The sequence below is a fragment of the Acinetobacter sp. X9 genome, assembly GCF_054889255.1.
This window is the reverse complement of sequence record NZ_CM142679.1, coordinates 1,473,709-1,491,718: the sequence shown is the minus strand read 5'-3', so window position 1 is coordinate 1,491,718 and position 18,010 is coordinate 1,473,709. Positions and strand designations below refer to the sequence as shown.

22 protein-coding genes and 2 pseudogenes are annotated in these 18,010 nt (G+C 34.0%); 7 read left to right on the top strand and 17 right to left on the bottom strand.

Translation table 11 applies throughout. The features are described from left to right. The first annotated feature begins 57 nt into the window (after positions 1 to 57). Together tal and leuE are read left to right on the top strand one after the other, a co-directional pair. Positions 58 to 1,047 (top strand): transaldolase, encoded by a 990-nt coding sequence (gene tal, locus ACYU0V_RS07100; protein ID WP_017387331.1) that lies wholly within the window; start codon positions 58 to 60, stop codon positions 1,045 to 1,047. 73 nt (positions 1,048 to 1,120) lie between these two features. Then, positions 1,121 to 1,771, top strand: coding sequence for a leucine efflux protein LeuE (gene leuE, locus ACYU0V_RS07095; RefSeq protein ID WP_461849561.1), 651 nt, complete (start codon positions 1,121 to 1,123; stop codon positions 1,769 to 1,771). A 53-nt stretch (positions 1,772 to 1,824) separates the two neighbouring features. Here leuE and ACYU0V_RS07090 read toward each other — a convergent pair whose 3' ends face one another. Next, a complete protein-coding gene (locus ACYU0V_RS07090) occupies positions 1,825 to 2,298 on the bottom strand; it encodes an Lrp/AsnC family transcriptional regulator (RefSeq protein ID WP_046813037.1) in 474 nt (157 codons plus the stop codon). Positions 2,299 to 2,484: 186 nt separating this feature from the next. On the opposite strand from ACYU0V_RS07090, the gene ACYU0V_RS07085 reads away from it, so the two are divergent. After that, a complete protein-coding gene (locus tag ACYU0V_RS07085; protein WP_461849559.1) occupies positions 2,485 to 3,663 on the top strand; it encodes a benzoate/H(+) symporter BenE family transporter in 1,179 nt (392 codons plus the stop codon). A gap of 57 nt (positions 3,664 to 3,720) precedes the next feature. Here the strand turns inward: ACYU0V_RS07085 and ACYU0V_RS07080 are convergent, their stop codons facing one another. The 3 genes from ACYU0V_RS07080 to ACYU0V_RS07070 form a co-directional block, all read right to left on the bottom strand. Further along, a complete protein-coding gene (locus ACYU0V_RS07080; RefSeq protein WP_167563389.1) occupies positions 3,721 to 4,164 on the bottom strand; it encodes an RDD family protein in 444 nt (147 codons plus the stop codon). 265 nt (positions 4,165 to 4,429) lie between these two features. Then, a complete protein-coding gene (locus tag ACYU0V_RS07075) occupies positions 4,430 to 4,603 on the bottom strand; it encodes a hypothetical protein (RefSeq protein WP_075384142.1) in 174 nt (57 codons plus the stop codon). Between the two features lie 175 nt (positions 4,604 to 4,778). Further along, entirely contained in the window at positions 4,779 to 5,006 is a 228-nt protein-coding gene (locus ACYU0V_RS07070; protein WP_017480910.1) for a hypothetical protein, read from the bottom strand. A 289-nt stretch (positions 5,007 to 5,295) separates the two neighbouring features. Here ACYU0V_RS07070 and ACYU0V_RS07065 point away from each other — a divergent pair, with 289 nt between their 5' ends. Together ACYU0V_RS07065 and ACYU0V_RS07060 are read left to right on the top strand one after the other, a co-directional pair. Then, positions 5,296 to 5,739: a universal stress protein gene (locus tag ACYU0V_RS07065; RefSeq protein WP_002115225.1), complete on the top strand. Its 444-nt coding sequence runs from the start codon at positions 5,296 to 5,298 to the stop codon at positions 5,737 to 5,739. Positions 5,740 to 5,999: 260 nt separating this feature from the next. Then, on the top strand, positions 6,000 to 7,586 hold the full coding sequence (locus tag ACYU0V_RS07060; RefSeq protein WP_461849556.1) for an ATP-binding cassette domain-containing protein: 1,587 nt from the start codon (positions 6,000 to 6,002) through the stop codon (positions 7,584 to 7,586). Between the two features lie 65 nt (positions 7,587 to 7,651). On the opposite strand, the gene ACYU0V_RS07055 is transcribed toward ACYU0V_RS07060, so the two are convergent. The 3 genes and pseudogenes from ACYU0V_RS07055 to ACYU0V_RS07045 form a co-directional block, all read right to left on the bottom strand. Then, positions 7,652 to 8,080, bottom strand: coding sequence for a DNA breaking-rejoining protein (locus tag ACYU0V_RS07055; protein WP_461849554.1), 429 nt, complete (start codon positions 8,078 to 8,080; stop codon positions 7,652 to 7,654). Between the two features lie 37 nt (positions 8,081 to 8,117). Next, positions 8,118 to 8,204: pseudogene (locus ACYU0V_RS07050) on the bottom strand (hypothetical protein); the annotation flags it as partial. 57 nt (positions 8,205 to 8,261) lie between these two features. Then, positions 8,262 to 9,379: pseudogene (locus ACYU0V_RS07045) on the bottom strand (OmpW/AlkL family protein). A 379-nt stretch (positions 9,380 to 9,758) separates the two neighbouring features. Between ACYU0V_RS07045 and ACYU0V_RS07040 the strand changes: the two are divergent. Beyond that, positions 9,759 to 10,265: a GNAT family N-acetyltransferase gene (locus ACYU0V_RS07040; protein ID WP_461849552.1), complete on the top strand. Its 507-nt coding sequence runs from the start codon at positions 9,759 to 9,761 to the stop codon at positions 10,263 to 10,265. Positions 10,266 to 10,355: 90 nt separating this feature from the next. On the opposite strand, the gene ACYU0V_RS07035 is transcribed toward ACYU0V_RS07040, so the two are convergent. The 4 genes from ACYU0V_RS07035 to ACYU0V_RS07020 form a co-directional block, all read right to left on the bottom strand. Next, positions 10,356 to 10,718, bottom strand: coding sequence for a NirD/YgiW/YdeI family stress tolerance protein (locus ACYU0V_RS07035; protein WP_119685180.1), 363 nt, complete (start codon positions 10,716 to 10,718; stop codon positions 10,356 to 10,358). Positions 10,719 to 10,964: 246 nt separating this feature from the next. Continuing rightward, positions 10,965 to 11,252 (bottom strand): hypothetical protein, encoded by a 288-nt coding sequence (locus ACYU0V_RS07030; protein WP_017398397.1) that lies wholly within the window; start codon positions 11,250 to 11,252, stop codon positions 10,965 to 10,967. Positions 11,253 to 11,527: 275 nt separating this feature from the next. Continuing rightward, a complete protein-coding gene (locus tag ACYU0V_RS07025) occupies positions 11,528 to 11,659 on the bottom strand; it encodes a hypothetical protein (protein WP_002114618.1) in 132 nt (43 codons plus the stop codon). 189 nt (positions 11,660 to 11,848) lie between these two features. Beyond that, the gene (locus ACYU0V_RS07020; protein WP_005073761.1) at positions 11,849 to 12,718 is read right to left on the bottom strand and encodes a LysR family transcriptional regulator; all 870 of its coding nucleotides are present in this window, start codon (positions 12,716 to 12,718) and stop codon (positions 11,849 to 11,851) included. 223 nt (positions 12,719 to 12,941) lie between these two features. On the opposite strand from ACYU0V_RS07020, the gene ACYU0V_RS07015 reads away from it, so the two are divergent. Beyond that, complete coding sequence (locus tag ACYU0V_RS07015; RefSeq protein ID WP_461849549.1) at positions 12,942 to 13,796, top strand: DMT family transporter; 855 nt, start codon at positions 12,942 to 12,944, stop codon at positions 13,794 to 13,796. A gap of 56 nt (positions 13,797 to 13,852) precedes the next feature. Here the strand turns inward: ACYU0V_RS07015 and ACYU0V_RS07010 are convergent, their stop codons facing one another. The 6 genes from ACYU0V_RS07010 to ACYU0V_RS06985 all read right to left on the bottom strand — a co-directional run bounded on the left by ACYU0V_RS07010 (position 13,853) and on the right by ACYU0V_RS06985 (position 17,865). Further along, the gene (locus tag ACYU0V_RS07010; RefSeq protein ID WP_044103454.1) at positions 13,853 to 14,116 is read right to left on the bottom strand and encodes a hypothetical protein; all 264 of its coding nucleotides are present in this window, start codon (positions 14,114 to 14,116) and stop codon (positions 13,853 to 13,855) included. Between the two features lie 162 nt (positions 14,117 to 14,278). Beyond that, positions 14,279 to 15,385 (bottom strand): minor capsid protein, encoded by a 1,107-nt coding sequence (locus tag ACYU0V_RS07005; RefSeq protein ID WP_461849547.1) that lies wholly within the window; start codon positions 15,383 to 15,385, stop codon positions 14,279 to 14,281. Positions 15,386 to 15,568: 183 nt separating this feature from the next. After that, the gene (locus tag ACYU0V_RS07000) at positions 15,569 to 15,811 is read right to left on the bottom strand and encodes a hypothetical protein (protein WP_063099110.1); all 243 of its coding nucleotides are present in this window, start codon (positions 15,809 to 15,811) and stop codon (positions 15,569 to 15,571) included. Between the two features lie 571 nt (positions 15,812 to 16,382). Further along, positions 16,383 to 16,955 (bottom strand): lysozyme, encoded by a 573-nt coding sequence (locus ACYU0V_RS06995; RefSeq protein WP_174725754.1) that lies wholly within the window; start codon positions 16,953 to 16,955, stop codon positions 16,383 to 16,385. A 16-nt stretch (positions 16,956 to 16,971) separates the two neighbouring features. Continuing rightward, a complete protein-coding gene (locus ACYU0V_RS06990; protein WP_174725752.1) occupies positions 16,972 to 17,481 on the bottom strand; it encodes a hotdog fold domain-containing protein in 510 nt (169 codons plus the stop codon). A 183-nt stretch (positions 17,482 to 17,664) separates the two neighbouring features. Continuing rightward, entirely contained in the window at positions 17,665 to 17,865 is a 201-nt protein-coding gene (locus tag ACYU0V_RS06985) for a hypothetical protein (protein WP_002114613.1), read from the bottom strand. Positions 17,866 to 18,010: the final 145 nt, after the last annotated feature.

The window sequence follows — 18,010 nt, the reverse complement described above, 5'->3', positions numbered from 1 at the left end:
ATAGACTTTGTGCTATAAAGAAAACATAAGATTTATTACTGAAGATGTTGAATATCAATGACTCATACAGCACTTGACCAATTAAAAACATTAACGACCGTTGTTGCCGACAGTAGTGACCTTGATGCAATTCGTAAATTCCGTCCATTAGACGCAACGACTAATCCTTCATTGATTACGGCAGCAGCAGAACAACCAGAAAGCAAAGAGCTGATTGAAGATGCTTATTATCAAGCCAAAGAAGAAGGCTATAGCAACGATGAGTTAATCGAAAGAACCATTGATATTTTAACCGTAAAATTTGGTGTAGAAATTTTAAAACTGATTGAAGGCCGTGTTTCTACAGAAGTCGATGCTGCCCTTTCATATGACACTGAAGCAACCATTAAAAAAGCGCATGAATTATGTGAACTTTACAAAGGTTATGGTATTGATCAGTCACGTATTCTGATTAAAATTGCATCGACTTGGGAAGGTATCCAAGCTGCCAAAGTGCTCGAAGCTGAAGGAATTGCTTGTAACCTCACTCTCCTTTTCGGTTTACATCAAGCCCAAGCGTGTGCAGATGCAAAAGTGACTTTAATCTCACCATTTGTAGGCCGTATTTTAGACTGGTACAAAAAAGCTGAAGGTGTAGACGCTTACCCAATCGAAAAAGATCCAGGCGTAGTTTCAGTTAAGAAAATCTATACCTATTACAAACAGCAAAACATTCCAACTCAAGTGATGGGTGCGAGCTTCCGTAGTATAGATCAAGTGCTTGGTCTAGCTGGATGTGATTTACTGACAATCTCGCCAAGCTTACTTACCCAGCTTGAGCAAGATACCCGTACAGTTGATGCGGCCCTTGATGCATCTCAAGCAAAACAAGCAGAAGCGATTGTTAGACCAGCTCAAGATGAGCAAAGTTTTAAAGATGAACTTAACCATGACTTAATGGCATTCCAGCTTTTACAAGGTGGTGTCGATGGCTTTATTAAAGCACGTGACCAATTAAGCCTTTTGTTACGTCAGTCTTTTGGAATTGATGCGGAAATAAAATCTTAAAAAACTGCACTTTTCATACAAAATTGCCGATTTTTGTTATCATGACAAAAATCGGTTTTTTATTGGGTTTCTCGTGTTCGGCATAACAGATTTAACAACATATATTATTGGTACATTCCTAATTGTGTTATTGCCAGGACCCAATTCTCTTTATGTGATGTCAATCGCTTCGCGCTACGGGATTAAAACCGGATATATGGGTGCATTCGGTATTTTCACCGGTGACCTTATTTTAATGCTGTGTACAGTGCTTGGTGCTGCGTCTCTACTCAAGGCATTACCATGGGTATTTGTCATTCTTAAATTAACAGGTGCACTTTATTTATCTTATTTAGGTTTTAAACTGTTGCAAGGCAGTATTCAACGCTGGAAACAACGTAATCAAACTCAACCAGAAATGGCTGATTTACCTGCTTTAGATAAAATTCATCCTTATAAAACAGCACTCAGTATTAGTTTACTCAACCCTAAAGCGATTTTATTTTTCCTCTCTTTCTTTGTTCAATTTGTTGAACCAGATTATGCTTATCCTGCTCTGAGCTTTTTAATTTTAGCAATTATTTTACAGATCATTAGCTTTAGTTATTTAACTGCATTAATCTTCTCTGGAATTAAACTCTCGGCATTTTTTAAAGAGAACCATAAAATTGCAGCAAGCGGTATCTTTTTAGTAGGAATTCTATTTTTTGGATTTGGTTTAAAACTAGCAACCTCAACGATTTAATTATTTTTACTCTAATAAGTTTTTGCATTGGAAAGTTAAAACATCATGAACTGCTAAAAGTCCAGCATGCCATCTGTTTTAACTTCATTAAGTACAAAAAAAGTTCTGACTTGTCTTACTCCAGGTAAGGCAATAATCTTTTCACTATGAAATCGGTTAAAAGCAGCTAAATCTTTAACACGAATTTTTAGAAAATAATCGACTTCTCCCGCCACCAGATAACACTCTAAAACATTTTCCAAATCACCCGATGCTTGTTCAAATGCTTGAAAGCTGTCAGGGGTTGAACGGTCCAAAACCACACCAACTAACACCACAGTACCACGTTGAACCGTATTAGGATTGATCCGAGCACGGACATCTAAGATTGCTCCAATCTTAAAAAGACGCTGAGTATGATTCCAACAAGATGATGTACTAATACCTACAAGTTTTGCCAATTCAGCATTACTTAAACGCCCATTCTCTTGTAAGGCGCGCATAATTTTCAGTTCTAATGGTGTTAAATTTTCGGCTTTCTCTTCCATAAAACAATATTCTTGATTCATTGTTATTTATAAAATAAATAATAGCATTATTTGATAATTTAAAAAGATTATTTATTTTTCAACCTAAAAATAGAAAGCACCTTCTTAAAAAAAATTGTTAAATTCACCCCAACTGGAAGCAATGGCAGAAGCCTATTAATTTTTCTTGGATTTAGAACACGTATCATGCAAAAAATTCTTCAAGATTTTTCAATTCCAGCAGTATTTGCTGGTTTTATTACCTTTCTCATTGGTATTAGTGTTTCGGCCGTTTTAGTGATTCAGGCGGCTCAAGCTTTAGGTGCTTCACCTGAACAAATCACTTCATGGTTTTGGGCTTTGGGTTTGGGTATTGGCTTATCAGGACTCATTCTTTCTTGGAAATTTAAATATCCTGTAGCGACTGCGTGGTCAACCGCTGGTCTTGCTTTAATTATGGCAACAGGTAGTGGATATAGTTTAAATGAAGCGATTGGTGCTTTTTTAGTTGGTGGTTTATTAACAACTATTTTAGGCTTTTCAGGTATTTTTCAAAAAGCGCTGTCCTACATCCCTCAAAGTTTAACAAGTGCCATGCTGGCAGGCGTCCTACTCAAATTTGGTATTTCACTTTTCGCAAGTTTGCAAAATGATTGGGCATTTGTTTTGTCCTTACTTAGCATTTATGTCATTACAAAAAGATTATGGCCGCGTTATAGCATTGTATTTACTGTAATTGCTGGTATTGCCCTATGCCCTATCTTTTTAGAATTTCATATGCCTACAATTCAGTGGTCTTTAGCAAAACCTGTTTGGATTAGTCCTGACTTTAGCTGGTCAGCACTTTTGGGGTTAGCACTACCATTATTTGTAATTAGTATGGCTTCTCAATATTTACCAGGTATTGCCATGATCAAAAGTTATGGCTACAAACCACATGTGAATCAACTCATTGGCTGGACAGGTTTAACCCAAGTTGTGTTTGCACCGTTTGGCTGTTATAGCGTCAATATTGCTGCGATTAGTGCCGCTGTAAGCTTAGACGACCAAGTTCATCCTGACCCAAGCAAACGCTATATTGCAGGTATAAGCTGTGGTTTTTTCTACATCTTAATGGGATTGTTTGCTGCAACACTCACAAGTTTATTGATGTCTTTTCCACATATTTTTATTGTAGCTTTAGCGGGTATTGCATTACTTGGTACGATCAGCCACAACATTGCGATTGCTTTTGCTCAAATTGAAGAACGTGAAGCTGCATTATTAACCTTTTTATGTAGTGCTTCGGGTATTCAATTCTTCGGAATCGGCTCAGCATTTTGGGGATTGGTTGTCGGAATTATTGTATTTATTGTTCTCAAATTTAAAGCCAAAAAAAGCGAATAAAAAAAGCGTTCATAGCCCCCTATTTTCAATGCTATGAACGCTTTTTAGTATAGTTTCTTATAACTCTCTTACTACGACTGATTTTGCCATTTTGTCGTGCCAGCCTTGTTTTTTAGCGTCAAATGCCACCCAAAAAAGACCAATACCAAATACTAAAATTGATGGAATATAGCCAATATATCGAATAATGCTCTGCATGACTGTGAGCTTATTACCTGTTTTTTCATCTAAAACTTTTAATCGCATCAAACGTTTGCCAGGTGTACCTGCAAAATACAACCAACATAAAACTGAATACAAGAAAGGAAATGCGTAGTTCACAATCAGATCAAACCAATAATTTTGTGGCTTACTACTTAAGCCTGTAGCAAATACTAGGTCGTAATCTCCCCGATAAAAAATCCATGCGGCTGGAATAATTGCTAAACAAAGAATAAGACTATCAATAATCATTGCGCCAAATCTTAACCAGAACCCTGCATACTCATACTTATAAGTCATGCCTACCTCACTTTGTTATTGTTTAATAGCTAAAATGGTCTTACTACTTTACTTTTATCCTAAATGAAACTTTTTTATTTTTAAATACTTAAATGAAATTAAAATATTCTAATCAGATATTTTTTTGTAATTACTTTGATCAAATAATGGCTATTAAATATTCAATTAGGATAAAAAATAATTTAATTTTTAAAACTGACATTTTTTATGTCAGTTATATTTAAATAATTTTATAAATAGATTAAATTACAAATAAATATTATATTTATTTCCAAAATAAAACATCTATTTTAAACTCTTTTTTTAATAAAAGTGCTGCAAATAACAGACCTAATCCAATAATAATTAAAAAAACACTTAAACTGATTACTCCACCAATAATAGCTAGGGTGCCTAATATAGCTAAAATATAAAATATAATTACACTGAATGTTGGCATTTCAATTTATTCCACTACTTAAAATAAAAGCAATTTATTCTATCGAGTTTATAAACGATTGCTGTTTTCAAATGTTGATTACACTATTAATTTGTATCTTCATACAATAATCATGTTATTAAACTTATTTAATGTTACTTTAGTTTAATAGAGAGTGATGAAATTCACATAACTTTTATTTGATTTCAAAGTAATGCTTTTCAGTCACAAGTTTAATTTTTAGGTTTTTATATAAGCGTTCTTTTGAATCTTCTAGTGAAGGTACAACTTTTTCTGCAAATTTATCTTCAGTCATCAGTCTGGCATATGTTTTGTAACCAATAATTAACTTTTGCGGTTCATTACCTGTTTGACGGAATTCTTCAATGAGTTTATTGACTTTCTTTGCTGTTAAATCTGCCATCTTCCTTAGTCCCCCCTTAATTCACTATTTTGTTATACGGCTTCTTTGTGACAGAAATATGAACCGTAATTTTTTGTAATTTTCATGTAAATATTAATAATTATAGGTCTATAGCTTACCTACCAGTTCAAAACTAGCAAAGTAATCAACTCAATTATTTGATTTATATTTATTTTATTTAATTTCAATTACTTTTAATTGAATAGATGTCTCCAAAGAATGAAATATGTTAATCTTTAATTAATAAAGCTTCATACATATAACAACTGTAAATAAGAGGAATAAGATCATGAATTACCAACATATTATTGTACCAGTAGACGGTTCTGAGATTTCTTTAGCAGCAGCTCGACAAGCAGCTCATATTGCAAAAGCATTTGGTAGTAAATTGACCGCCATTAGTTTGGTTGCGGTAGATCCTTTTAGTGGCGTAGATTTTTATTACATCTCACCTGTTGTAAAAGATTATTTTGTTGAAGCACGTGCTAATGCAGAAAAAACTCTCGCAAAAGTTAAAGCTTTATGTGCTGAAGAAGGCATTGATGCAGAGACTCAAATCATCCAAGGTGAAATTTCTTCAGATGGTATTTTGAAAGCCGTAGAAGACTTAGGTTCTGATTTGATTGTGATTGGTTCGCATGGTCGTAAAGGTTTCCAAAAACTAATTTTGGGTAGCTTTGCTCAAGATGTTTTAAATAGCACCAAGATTCAAGTTTTAGTCGTAAAAGAGTAAAATACTTGAAAGATAAAAGCCCAATCCTATGATTGGGTTTTTTAATAAAATAACTTATAGAAATTTTACACCCACTAAAAAACTCTATAGAATAGTTCACTATTCCATCAATTTCGTGAGTCACGCCAATGAAGTAAGTCTTTTTTCTCATCAATTTTTTCTTTTTTTGATGTGCAAAATAGACTATTTTTGTGATTTACCGTCTCTATTAAAAATTATCATTCTCCTATTTTGTACATCCTGTATTTATGAGGTTTTTTATGACTCAGCAGGCATGTGTAATATCGCAACTTACCTTAGAGTTCCCTTCAAAGGTAATGTTTAAGCATCTAAATTTTAGTCTTGAATCGAATCAGGTCTCTGCCCTAATTGGTCGTAATGGCCAAGGCAAATCTTTGCTTATGCAAATGTTAAATGAGACGCTTGCATTAGATTCAGTTGTTACATCAGGGCAAATATCTTGGCATGTAAAACATGCGTATTTACCTCAATTGCATCGTTTGACAGCACTTACAATTGCTGAAGCCTTAGATATTTTAGTTATTTACGACGCTTTTAAAAGAGTTGAACAAGGTAATGCCGACTTCGATGATTATGATTTATTGGAAGGTAAATGGGACCTGCCCATTTTATGGAACAACTTCTTACAATCAGCTGGTCTACCAACAGATTTAGATTTCCCAGTTAAAAATTTAAGTGAAGGCCAAAAAACCAAGTTGGCTTTAAGCTGTTTATTTTTAAAATCAGACCACTATCTATTACTTGATGAGCCTAGTAATCATCTAGATCAGGAATGTAGACAATGGTTAATCGATCATTTAAAAAAACATCCGGCAGGTAGTCTTATCATTAGCCATGATCGGAATTTATTAAATGAAGTCGACCATATTTATCATTTAAATGAACATGGCCTCCATCACACTACCGGAAACTATGAAAAATTTTATGGGCAGTATCAAACCAATATTGCAGCTCTAGAGCAATCTATTCAACAGAACCAACGTGAAGTTAAACACATGAAGCAAAAGCAACATGATGTATTAATGAAAGCTCAAAAACGTGAGCGTGCTGGCAATAAATTAAGAGAATCAAATTCTCAAGCCAAAATTTTGCTCGACTTTAAAAAGGAACAAGCAGGCCAAAGCATTGCTACTATACAGTCTCAACATCAACGTCAAATTTCGAACAGTCAAAATGATTTAAAAGATAAGAAATTGCTTCTCGAAACGGTTAAACCTCAACAGTTTTTCTTCCCGTCTTTTCATAAGAAATCTGGTGAAATTCTGCGGATTAAAAAATTAAAACTAAAACATGGTACTCAAAACCCTATCGATCTAGCTGTACAAGCAGCTCAAAAAATTCACATAAAAGGACAAAATGGTATTGGAAAATCAACTTTACTTAAGGCAATTCATGCACAGAACAATCAACCCTGTGACAGCATTCACCTATCTGTAGAGTGTTTCTATCTAGACCAGAACTTTAGCTTTTTATGCGATGAAATGACTGTTATTGAAAATTTAACTCAAATGAATAATGAACTTTCAGAACTCGAATGGAGAAATTTGCTAGGTCAACTTCGAATCCGCGGTGATAAAGGTACTCAACTATTGTCTCAGTTAAGTGGTGGTGAAAAATTAAAAGTAGCTTTATTAGCCCTTAGCCAGATAAAACCTAGACCAGAACTTCTGTTATTAGATGAACCCGAAAATCATTTGGATATTGAATCTAGAGAGTTACTTGCTAATGCTCTTCAAAGTTATGAAGGTGCAGTATTGCTCGTTTCACACGATCAACTGTTTGTTGAAAGCTCGGGCATTAATGAGTCATTTTCCTTAACGAAATAGTTAGTAATATACCAGTTTTCAAATTTACTAGTTCTCATTTGAGAGCTAGTAAATTTCATCAGTTATTATTTTTTTACGTTATTTAATAATTCGAGATCTAAATTATATTTGACAGTTTTATTTTTACGAGCACTATTACGCATTTGATAAACCTGAATAATATAATCACCATCGGTTGGTAAAATAAGTTCTCCTTTAAAACCTACGGTTGAGCCAATCAATAATGCGTTATCTTTACCAGGCTTTGTACCGGGTGCAAAAATATTAATGTATGCTAAATTACCAAGGCTATTAATATTAAATTTTAATATTTGGCTCTTTTTTGCATAAATTCTATACCGCACATCATTGTAGCCCTGAAATTGTCCAGTTAAAGTGGTATGCGGTGTACCTTGTAAAAAATTAACTTTTTGCTCAATATTTTTTGCGTAGATAGTAAATGAAGTAGCTGAAATGAGCGTGGATAGTAATAATGTTTTAATGATTTTTCTCAATTTATTGACCCTCGAAATTATTTTTACAATGATTATATTAAAAATTATTTTTATAAAATTTTAATTTATGTATGAGTTTAATAAGTAATAGTTGTTTTTTATAACCAGTAACAAATAAAGTATCTCAAAGATTTAAATATTAAATAACTTTGAGATACCTATTATTTAAAAAGTAAAAATACTAGAACCGATACCCTACCCCTAAATAGGTAATCAACGGATCAATATCAACTTTGGTGGTTGCATGTATTAAGCGAGTTCCCGTATTTTGATTGACTACATCAATTTGTGCTTTGTTGTTTAGTTTTGCATAAGATACAGAAGCAACCGTATACCATGAGTCATTAAAATCATAGGTAAAACCAGCAGTAAAAATAGGGGCTATTGCATCATCTGTATCGACATTAACTACCATTTTCCCGCTTGACTCTTTTCGATCTAAAGCCGCTCCAGCTTTGCCATCCAATACATTTTGAATCATATGACCAGCAGAGACTAAATCAGAGTGAATTCCATCATTAAGTTTAATGTCATTAAAATGAGCATACATTAAGCCCGCACCAATATAAGGTCTAAACTTATTTACTCCACTTCTACCAAATTGATATTGTGCTTCTATCGTTGGTGTCCTGTCCACGCTCGAATAGATGCAGCTTTAGATTTATTTCCTAAGTTAGTAATTGGAATCGCTTGACCGAGCGTAAAGCCGTCAGGGAATAGATATTGAACTAGTCCATTAGGAGACATGGCGACTCCACTTAATGGTGCTAAGATTTCACCTTTACCTTTTATATCAACTTTAGGTGGGATACCGCCAATAAATTGTAAAGACACATTGTCATTCAGATAATAGTTAAAAGTTAATCCCAGTGTATCAACATCATCAACTTCTAGTCCCGCATCTTGCTGCTGCCAGCTTTCCAATCCCTCAATTCGGGCTGTACCAGCAACATCAGCTAGAATATTCCCATTACCGTCTGTAAGTTGATCTTGGATTTCGGGTTGAGCTAAAAACTCAGTAAGAGATTCTTTTAAATTCCAAACCTGTCCTCCCATATCAGTCATAGTAGCATTGGGATCAATTGAGTTTAAAAAGCTTGTTGTTGAAATAGTACCAACTTTAGCTACGGACTCATTTTTAACAGCGGTATTAATATTAAACGGATTAGCTTTACCTTGTGGCATTACATGTAACCAACCAGCAGAGACAGAGAATCTTTTAAATTCCTGCGCATAACTCATGCTTGTGATTACAGATAATGAGCTCAATATTGCTATTTTTATTACTCTTTTTTTCATTTTTATTCCATCCTAGAAATATATTGCTGATTTTGCAATATATGTATGGAATATAGTCAAGTTGACTTTTTTATCAATCAGTATATTTTTTAAACACAATTAATTTAGATAAATCTATCAATATATCTCATTAATTACATGAAATAGTTATCTAATTTTTCTGACGAATGACATAATTAAAATTAAAAAAAATTTAACAAATGGTAAAATAAAGAAATAGAAGTAGCCTATATAGACTAGCTGTTGTGACTGAGTTATTTAAATTAGAATCTAATTTGATATTTAATTTTCCTTAGTGGATATTTCTATAAAACCAATGAAAGGATCTTGCCTAAAAAGTTAAACCATATAACTAATCAATAAAATGGAAGAGTTTTTAATGAATATTATTATTCATGATGAGCAAGACAAAGATATTGAAGCCATTGAGAAATTAACAAAAGCAGCTTTTCAAAATGCTGAGCACACAAGTCATACCGAGCATTTTATTGTTAATAGTCTAAGAGATCACGGACAACTTACTATTTCTCTAGTTGCAATTGAAGATGAGTCTATAATTGGACATATTGCTATTTCTCCGGTTGAGATTAGCTCAGGCGAAATAGGTTGGTATGGTTTAGGTCCTCTCTCGGTTCATCCAAATAAACAAGGATGCGGTGTTGGTTCCCTTCTGATGAAGGAATCACTAGAAAAATTAAAACAACTTGGCGCTCAAGGATGTGTTTTATTAGGTGATCCAAATTATTACAGCCGATTTGGTTTTAAAAATTATCCTGAGCTAATTTTGTCTGATGTACCAAGTGAATATTTTCAGGCTCTAACTTTCTCGGGCAATATTCCAAAAGCAAATGTCAAATACCATGAGGCTTTTAATGCGACGCAATAATAAAAACTTACTATCTTCAAAAGAAAACTCCTAAAAATAGGAGTTTTCTTTTTCATTGGTTTTGAACAAAATTTACTTAAATATCAGCTTTTATTTAACACGCTCAATTTGGAAAACTTCAATATCGGTAGGCTTAACTCTATGCTTATCTACCTCACCAACAACACGTACTTTATCACCTGCTTTTAGTTCAAGAGGTTTCCATAAGTCATCATCGATATCAATTATGATTGAACCAGTTGCGTCTTTTAACTCAAAATGATCCCCAGCAATATGCTTTACGATCGTACCAGTTAAAGTTACTCCAGATTCATCAGCCAAAGTTTTTACTTTGGATACTGTAACTACATTTTTTGTTGCCTCTTTTAATAAAGCAGCATCTGGTTTAGCCATCACAGCACTACTTCCTAATAAAGCAAATCCAGCCAATGTTGTTAAAAGTATTTTTTTCATGACGATTACCTACTTTTTAATATTCTTAGTTATATAAACAAATTCTTTTAAAGTTATAGATTTAGCTTTTGTGGCTTTTTGTATCTTATTAGGGTCTTTGTTTAATGAGAATAAATAGTAACATTAAAAAATTCTTTAAGTTCTCTTTTCCAACAACTATTTTATGGCCTTTATTTTTTCGTGAATTTACTTAAGAAAGCTTTTTCTTAAGTAAATTAAACTCAGCATTTAAATATCACTTCATTGTTAAGCAACAAGTTGTCCTAAATTCAATAAAATATTTATGGCTTCTGTCTCGTCCTCGGTTTGCATAACAATCATTCTGTCATAAGAAATTCCACCAACCTCAATATAAATTTTTGGATGTGGAAGCTGAGGGATATAGACTTTTAGTGGTTGATAAAGAGCAAGAAGATAACCAAATGAATCATAAGGATAATGATCATCTTTTAATGTCTTCTTTATAACAACATAGTTGTTCAATATATTTAAAATAAAACCATATTCATTTTCAGAATGAAATTTAGCGTCCATACTTACCTCCTTGATTAGTTAATATTTTTATAATCAAACTTAAAGGTTAAATTTCTGATCTGAGGAGATTTGAACCAATTTATTTTAAATATAGAGTTCTATTTAAAATAATGAGTTTCTAATTTAAATATATTTAAAACCAAGTGTATTAGTCAACATATTTTGAACAGCACCATTAAAAATAAATATTTTGTGTTACAAATCACGCTTTAAGACAAAAATAAAAAGATATAAAAAAAACCCATCTTACGATGGGCTTTGAGCATTCAACTAGATTATGAATCTTTATCCATTGAATGAGGAGTTGTGGTTTTATCTTGCTGTTTTGTGTCGTTTTCACCTTGGCAAGCACTCACACTCAAAGAAATAAAGGCGGCTAAACCCAAGGTCGCTATAATTTTTGTCATGTTTCACCTCATGAATTGTTTAGATTGATGAGTTAATAAATACTTTTTATTAGTTTTACGATCAGCATAGGTTTCTAGGCTTTTTTGTAGATTTAGCGCAAAAATGTAAAGCTATTTAGTTTTGACTTTAAGCGCTCATTTAAATTTAACTCAACAAGTTCAAAGCCGAGCACCTAACATAAACTTAAATTAAATATTAACTGAATGCCTGAGCGTTTTGAGGAGTAAGTCATATAAGTGATCTACAGCTTTAGACTCCAAAGATGCCCGACTCCGATAAACAGCGACCTCCATAGGTTCTAAAGGTCCTAGGCCATGATCAGCACTTAAAATAGTTAAATGCTCAGGCGCACTACACTGTGTGAACACGGCAATTGCTAAACCACTTTCCACCGCTGCAATTTGACCAGCTAAACTTGAACTGTTGTATACCACCCGATAACGGCGTCCCTGTAAGGCCAATGAATTAATAGCGCTCTTTTTGGCTTGACTAGTACTTTCATAAACTGCAATTGGGAGTGGATCTTCTCGCCAGAGTTCAAACTGTGGAGAGCCTACCCACACCATTGGTTCATGAAATAAAAGTGTTCCTTGACGAGCGTTATCTCTCGAAATTAATGCCAAGTCTATATCCCCAGTTTCTACCCGTGGTATTAACGAAGTAGACTGCTCACAAATTAATTCAATTTCAACACCTCCATAACGTGGAGCAAAACGCTTAAGTACAGGTGTTAAATATTTCGCTGCATAATCATCGGGCACCCCAAGGCGTATACGCCCCTTCAGCTCATCTCCGTGAAATGCCATTTGGGCTTCTGCATGTAAGTCAAGAATACGGCGCGCATAACCTAAAAGTAGCTGTCCTTGAGACGTTAATTCAATTTGTCGGTGTGTTCGTATTAAAAGTTGGCAATGTAGAGCTTCTTCAAGTTTTTTTAGTTGCATGCTAACAGCTGACTGTGACCGATATAACTCAGGTGCTGCGTTTGATAACGAGCCTGTATCTACTACGGTGACAAAACACTTTAGCCAATCAATCTGTAAATTTTTTAAAGTCATTAGAATTTATCTATTCGATTTTCAAATAGTATATAAAAGAATTATGCGCTTTTCTTTATTTATTGTCTCTTTCATACTGAACTTATAAGAAGTTAAAACAGTTCATTTTTAAACGTCCCTAACGATGAATTGATTAACAACTGAATAACTCGTTAATCACTGTCCTTACTAACCATTTTATCACTTCGTATTTCTTAGGTATTACGCACTAGGAGGAGGTTTTATGCGCCTAAATAAACAGATGCTTGCGTCACAAAGTGCGACATCCACTTTCGTTTTACTGTGGGGAAGTGCTGCGATTTTTACTCGATGGGGGCTCGACAGTGCCTCACCTATAGCATTATTAATTCTGCGTTTTGCCACAGCTTTGTTCGTTCTGTTGTTAATTGCTATTTTTAGAAAAAGACTTTTACCTAAGTATGGATCTCGAAAGCAAGTTTTATTAACTGGACTACTGATTATTGCAGGTTATTCAATTTGTTATTTTAAAGCCATGGCTCACGGAGTCACCCCTGGTTTAATGGCCACAATCATGGGAATACAGCCAATCTTGACGCTTTGTCTTTTAGAAAAGAATTTACAAAAAGAGAGATTATTAGGTCTATTGATTGCTTTAGCCGGACTCATACTTTTAGTGTGGAAAAGCTTAACTATGTCTTTTATCGCTCCAATCGGAATATTCTTTGCCTTAGCAGCACTGATCTGTATCACTTTTGGTGCCATCATGCAAAAAAACATTCAACAAGCCCCTACAGATATTTTACCGCTCCAATATGTAGTTAGCCTTCTAGTTTGTTTATTTATAGTTCCATTTGAACATTTTGAAATAACGTGGAATTCACAACTCATTATTTCGGTGTTATTCCTTGGAATTTTAATTTCTGTGGTTGCTCAACTTTTACTTTACCGTCTTCTAAATCAGGGCAATCTTGTAAATGTAACAAGCCTATTTTATTTAGTCCCTGTTGTTACTGCACTTTTAGATTTTTTAATTTTAAAAAACAAGTTGCCGCTTGCAGGCTTAATAGGAATGATTGCAATTTTAATAGGCTTAACGCTTGTATTTAAAAAGAAATAACTCATTTAAGGTACATTATAAAACCCTCGACTGAGGGCTTTATGCTGAGTTAAAGACTAGTCTAAACTTTTCCAATCTTTACCAATTTGAGCTAATGCTGGCAGTTCATCGCTATTAAAAACATTAGAATTACGATCAATAGCAAATCGATAGATGGGCACAGAATCAGCTTGAGTTTTTTTATAGAAGCTGAAATTTTCAGTAATATGGTAATTGCCGGCTTCTGTAGATTTTACAGCCGTTCCTGATGGAATATGGATATAACTTTCACATTCCACTTCAACATTATTTCCATCAAGATCTTGGTAGGAAAATTTCATATTCTCATCCTTTTTAAATTTTTATGATTGAGAAAAACTTAACATGCTATCTGACAAGATTAGGGAAACTTTTTTCAACTAATTGTTTAAGTGTGTATATTTAGTTAAAACTAAAAAAGCTGTTCAAGATAAAAATTCTATTTCTAGTACTTCTACTCTCTCTCACAATCCCAATAGTTTAAAAGCTCGTTCATCAAGTTCTTTAAGCTCCTCAAGTGTATACAACCGTCCTTCTGGGTCAAAAAACTTATCAAAGTCAAATTGCCCTTCTTTATATAGTTGATATCTTTTAGGCCCTAACCACTCTTTTTGAAAAAAATCATCTGTTAGTTTAAAAAACTCTTTAAATGACATATTTGCATCTAATTGGCCAATTAATTGTTCACGTTCATTTTTAGGAATATCCCTAAATTTTCTCTCATCCATAATGAAGGCTCGGCTACCGACTAGCTGACCATCTTCATGAGTTGGAACTAGAATACTGCGGCAATGAGGATGCAAAGGCGGAACTTTTTTTGTAGGATCATTGATATTCCACACACTACTATCAAGGGCTGCACATATTTTGGAGGTTCTGCCATCAAGAACACTTACAAATCTGACATATTCAAACTTTAACTGTTTATAGCTGTTTAAATAGGCCTGATTGGATATATGACTTCGAATCGTACGCACAGTTCGTTCAATATCAATCTTAGAGCTATTTAGTAGTCCATCTTCATATTTAAGGCGTTTAGTTCCTAGAATCCTTTGAATAATTTGTTGATTCGTCGCTCCAGTATTGAGGCCATCCCGAATCGCATACTCAACTCTTTGACGGGCTACCTCGGCAATTGTAGAAAGTAACTCATCCACCAATGCTCCACCTGCTAAAGGAACACGTTTAGCAGCTTTATAGAGCTGTTCACCTTTTAATTCTTTATGTTTGCCACCAAAAACTTTTGACATATATTTGGCTTCATAGACAGCCAATGCCACAGCAGAGATGGTAGAAGTTTCAATGAGCATATTGTTAGTAGTATTAAACCACTGAGAAATCAGTGCACGTATCTCTTTTAATGTAGCTGTTGAGTAAAGCCCACCCGCCAATGCGGTTTTTTCCTTTTCATTTAGCTCATCTAACAGGTGACTTAGTTTAGTAAGCATGTTAACTGTTTCGGAATTAAACAAATTAAGAAGTTCATTGACCGATCTTGAAGATGCTCGATATAGATAAGCTTGATGTTGAGTCAGAACATCAAAAAGTGATTTCTGATGAAGATTAACCATAAAAATTACCTCTACAGAATTGCCCTTTTTATTATTTTCTATTTGTTTGTCTTACCTTATGTAATTTGCTTATTATTAATATCTCTAGAATAAGTTATGACTAACAAGTGTACCTACGTAAAGTTATTTAGCTAACAGCTTATCCTTGTAATTTATATCTTTATAAACTTGTCTCGTATCTAACTACACACTCTCTTTAATGCTGAGTAAAACAGCATTACTCGGAATATTTTTAAGTATTTTCTTTTGTTGTTTTCGCCATTCTTTATGAAATTTTTTATCAGATTGTTCGGAAAAACTATCTCTATGCTTCTGACAATCAGTATCTTCTAAATTTGGTGATTGTATACATGGCCAATTGTTTAATTGAGGTGTTAAAACCGCATTACTCATCAATGATAGTTCTTTTAATCTAATTAAATTCATATTTACTTCCTTGCTTATATCTGGCTCCTGATGTCTTCAATATGTTCAAAACTTTATATTGAACCTTTAAAAGATAGCTATTGTTTTATTTCCTAAGCCAATCAGAACCTACACAAATACCACATCCATAAAAATGCAAAGTGCAAGTTTTGTGTATTGATTTACCAATGATGTAACTTGCTATACGCCTGAATAAAATAAGTTTAAATAGAATAAAAAAGCTATTTATAAGGTTTTCTTCTCTGCTCCCTTAAATTCAGTTATACTGTTCTTAGTATGAGATGAGCCTTATATAGTTCATTGGTAGATCAATGAATGACTAAGCCCTTCGCTTTCGAGCAAGGGCTTTTTTAATGCGTGTAATTTGGAAAAATTACTTTGATCTGACTCAGCAATTCAAGCCTTGGTTTGCCTTTACTGAACAGGTCTGTTAGATTGGTCTTGTTCATCAACTCCTATTGTCGATGAATACTGAAGCCTGATTCGTAGCATCAGGCTTTTTTTTATGCCTAGATTTTATTAAAGATCGGAACGGCTTTTCTGATAAAAGCCTATAAAAATTAAAAAGACTCTACGATCCTAAAAATAATTTCTTTTCAATAGCGCGGCGTCTAACCAATCCAGCCAAACGCTTACCGCCTGCGTTTACCCATACATCAAATTGGTTTGCGGCCCCTTTGTAATCACCTGAATTTAATTTTTTTAATAAGGTCGATTTTTTAAAGGCTCCTGCCCCGATGTTATAACTTAGTGAGACTAATGCGTCGAATTGATTTTGCTTTAAAGGAACTTTTACAGCGCCATTGACTGCACGCTCAAATATTTTCAAATCATGCTGCATATATGCTTTGGCCTGCTCAAGAGTACATGTGTCACCTTTTTGAACGCTCAAACCGTTTGGGTATCTGGTTGTGCCATAACCAATGCTCCAGACACCTACGCCATCATCATAAGCACTGAGTCTTAATCCTTCAAAATTACAAATATGATTTACCCATTCCTGACTCAGAAACATCTCATCTACCGCAAAACCAATTTCCTCATCGCCATTGTCTGTTGCGGTAGCAATCGGACTATTTATAGCGGCACGTGACCGAGACTTGGTAGTAAAAAGCTTGCAAAGATAATCCAATATTTTTTGCATCTAATCCTCTGTCATCTTACTTTTTCTCTGTAACCCAAAGTGTAATATACCCTTGAACTACAGGCTGTCCATCTGCTCTATAGGCATTTACTTTTATTTGCATATCGCCAACTTTCCATTCTTCATCAATTGTTGCGACGACTTTAATATCAGAATCGGCTTTGGCGACATAATTTACGTTCATGCTTTTAGGTAGCCATCTTAAATGTTGAGGAATAGATGCTTCGGTTAGTACACCCATAACAAATTCTAATCCATTACATATGGCGATAACGTGAACTGTTCCTATGTGATTTTCGACTGATTTATTCTTTTTGATGAAAGCTTCACACACGTCAGCATCTAGTTTTTGAATAATTGGATTTACTGTTTGAAAATATGGAGCAACACGGCTAACAACTTTTGACAACAACGTTAATCCACCTGGTATTGCTTTCAATGTTCTAAAAGCGAGCAAAACGTCATTAATTGGTGGTACAGCGTTATGTTTGATTTGGTTGGCAAATTTATAAATATAATTACTCATAGTTTTACTTCTGGCTGAGAATAAGAATTTAATAAATATATAGCCTCATATCTCTAGACTCATTGCTTAACTTTCATGTTTTTTAAGTCATTAATGATAATTTTTGAATAACATCTAGGGTTTGTTGTTGTTCAACCAAATACACTAGAAATTAAAATGCCCAATATAAAATTGGGCTATAGATTATTCTTCGACTTCTATGGGATCGCCATCTTCAGGTCGAATATGTCGCTCACCATCATCTGCCGGATCGACACTAGAGCCATCTTTGGTAATACTGTTATACAACTCATCCTCTTTTTTATCATCGATAAATTCTTCATCTGCAAAATCAAGAGGCTCTTCATCATCATCAAAATTTAAGGGTTTTTCTTCATCTATCATGAGATTTATCCTTTACTTCACTTGTGTCATTCCATGCTCAAATAATTAACAGATACATTCAACATGAAACAATCATCATTTATGTAACAGACACTTTAAGATACATATAACAAAGAAAACCGCCCTCAAAGGCGGCTCTTAAGCT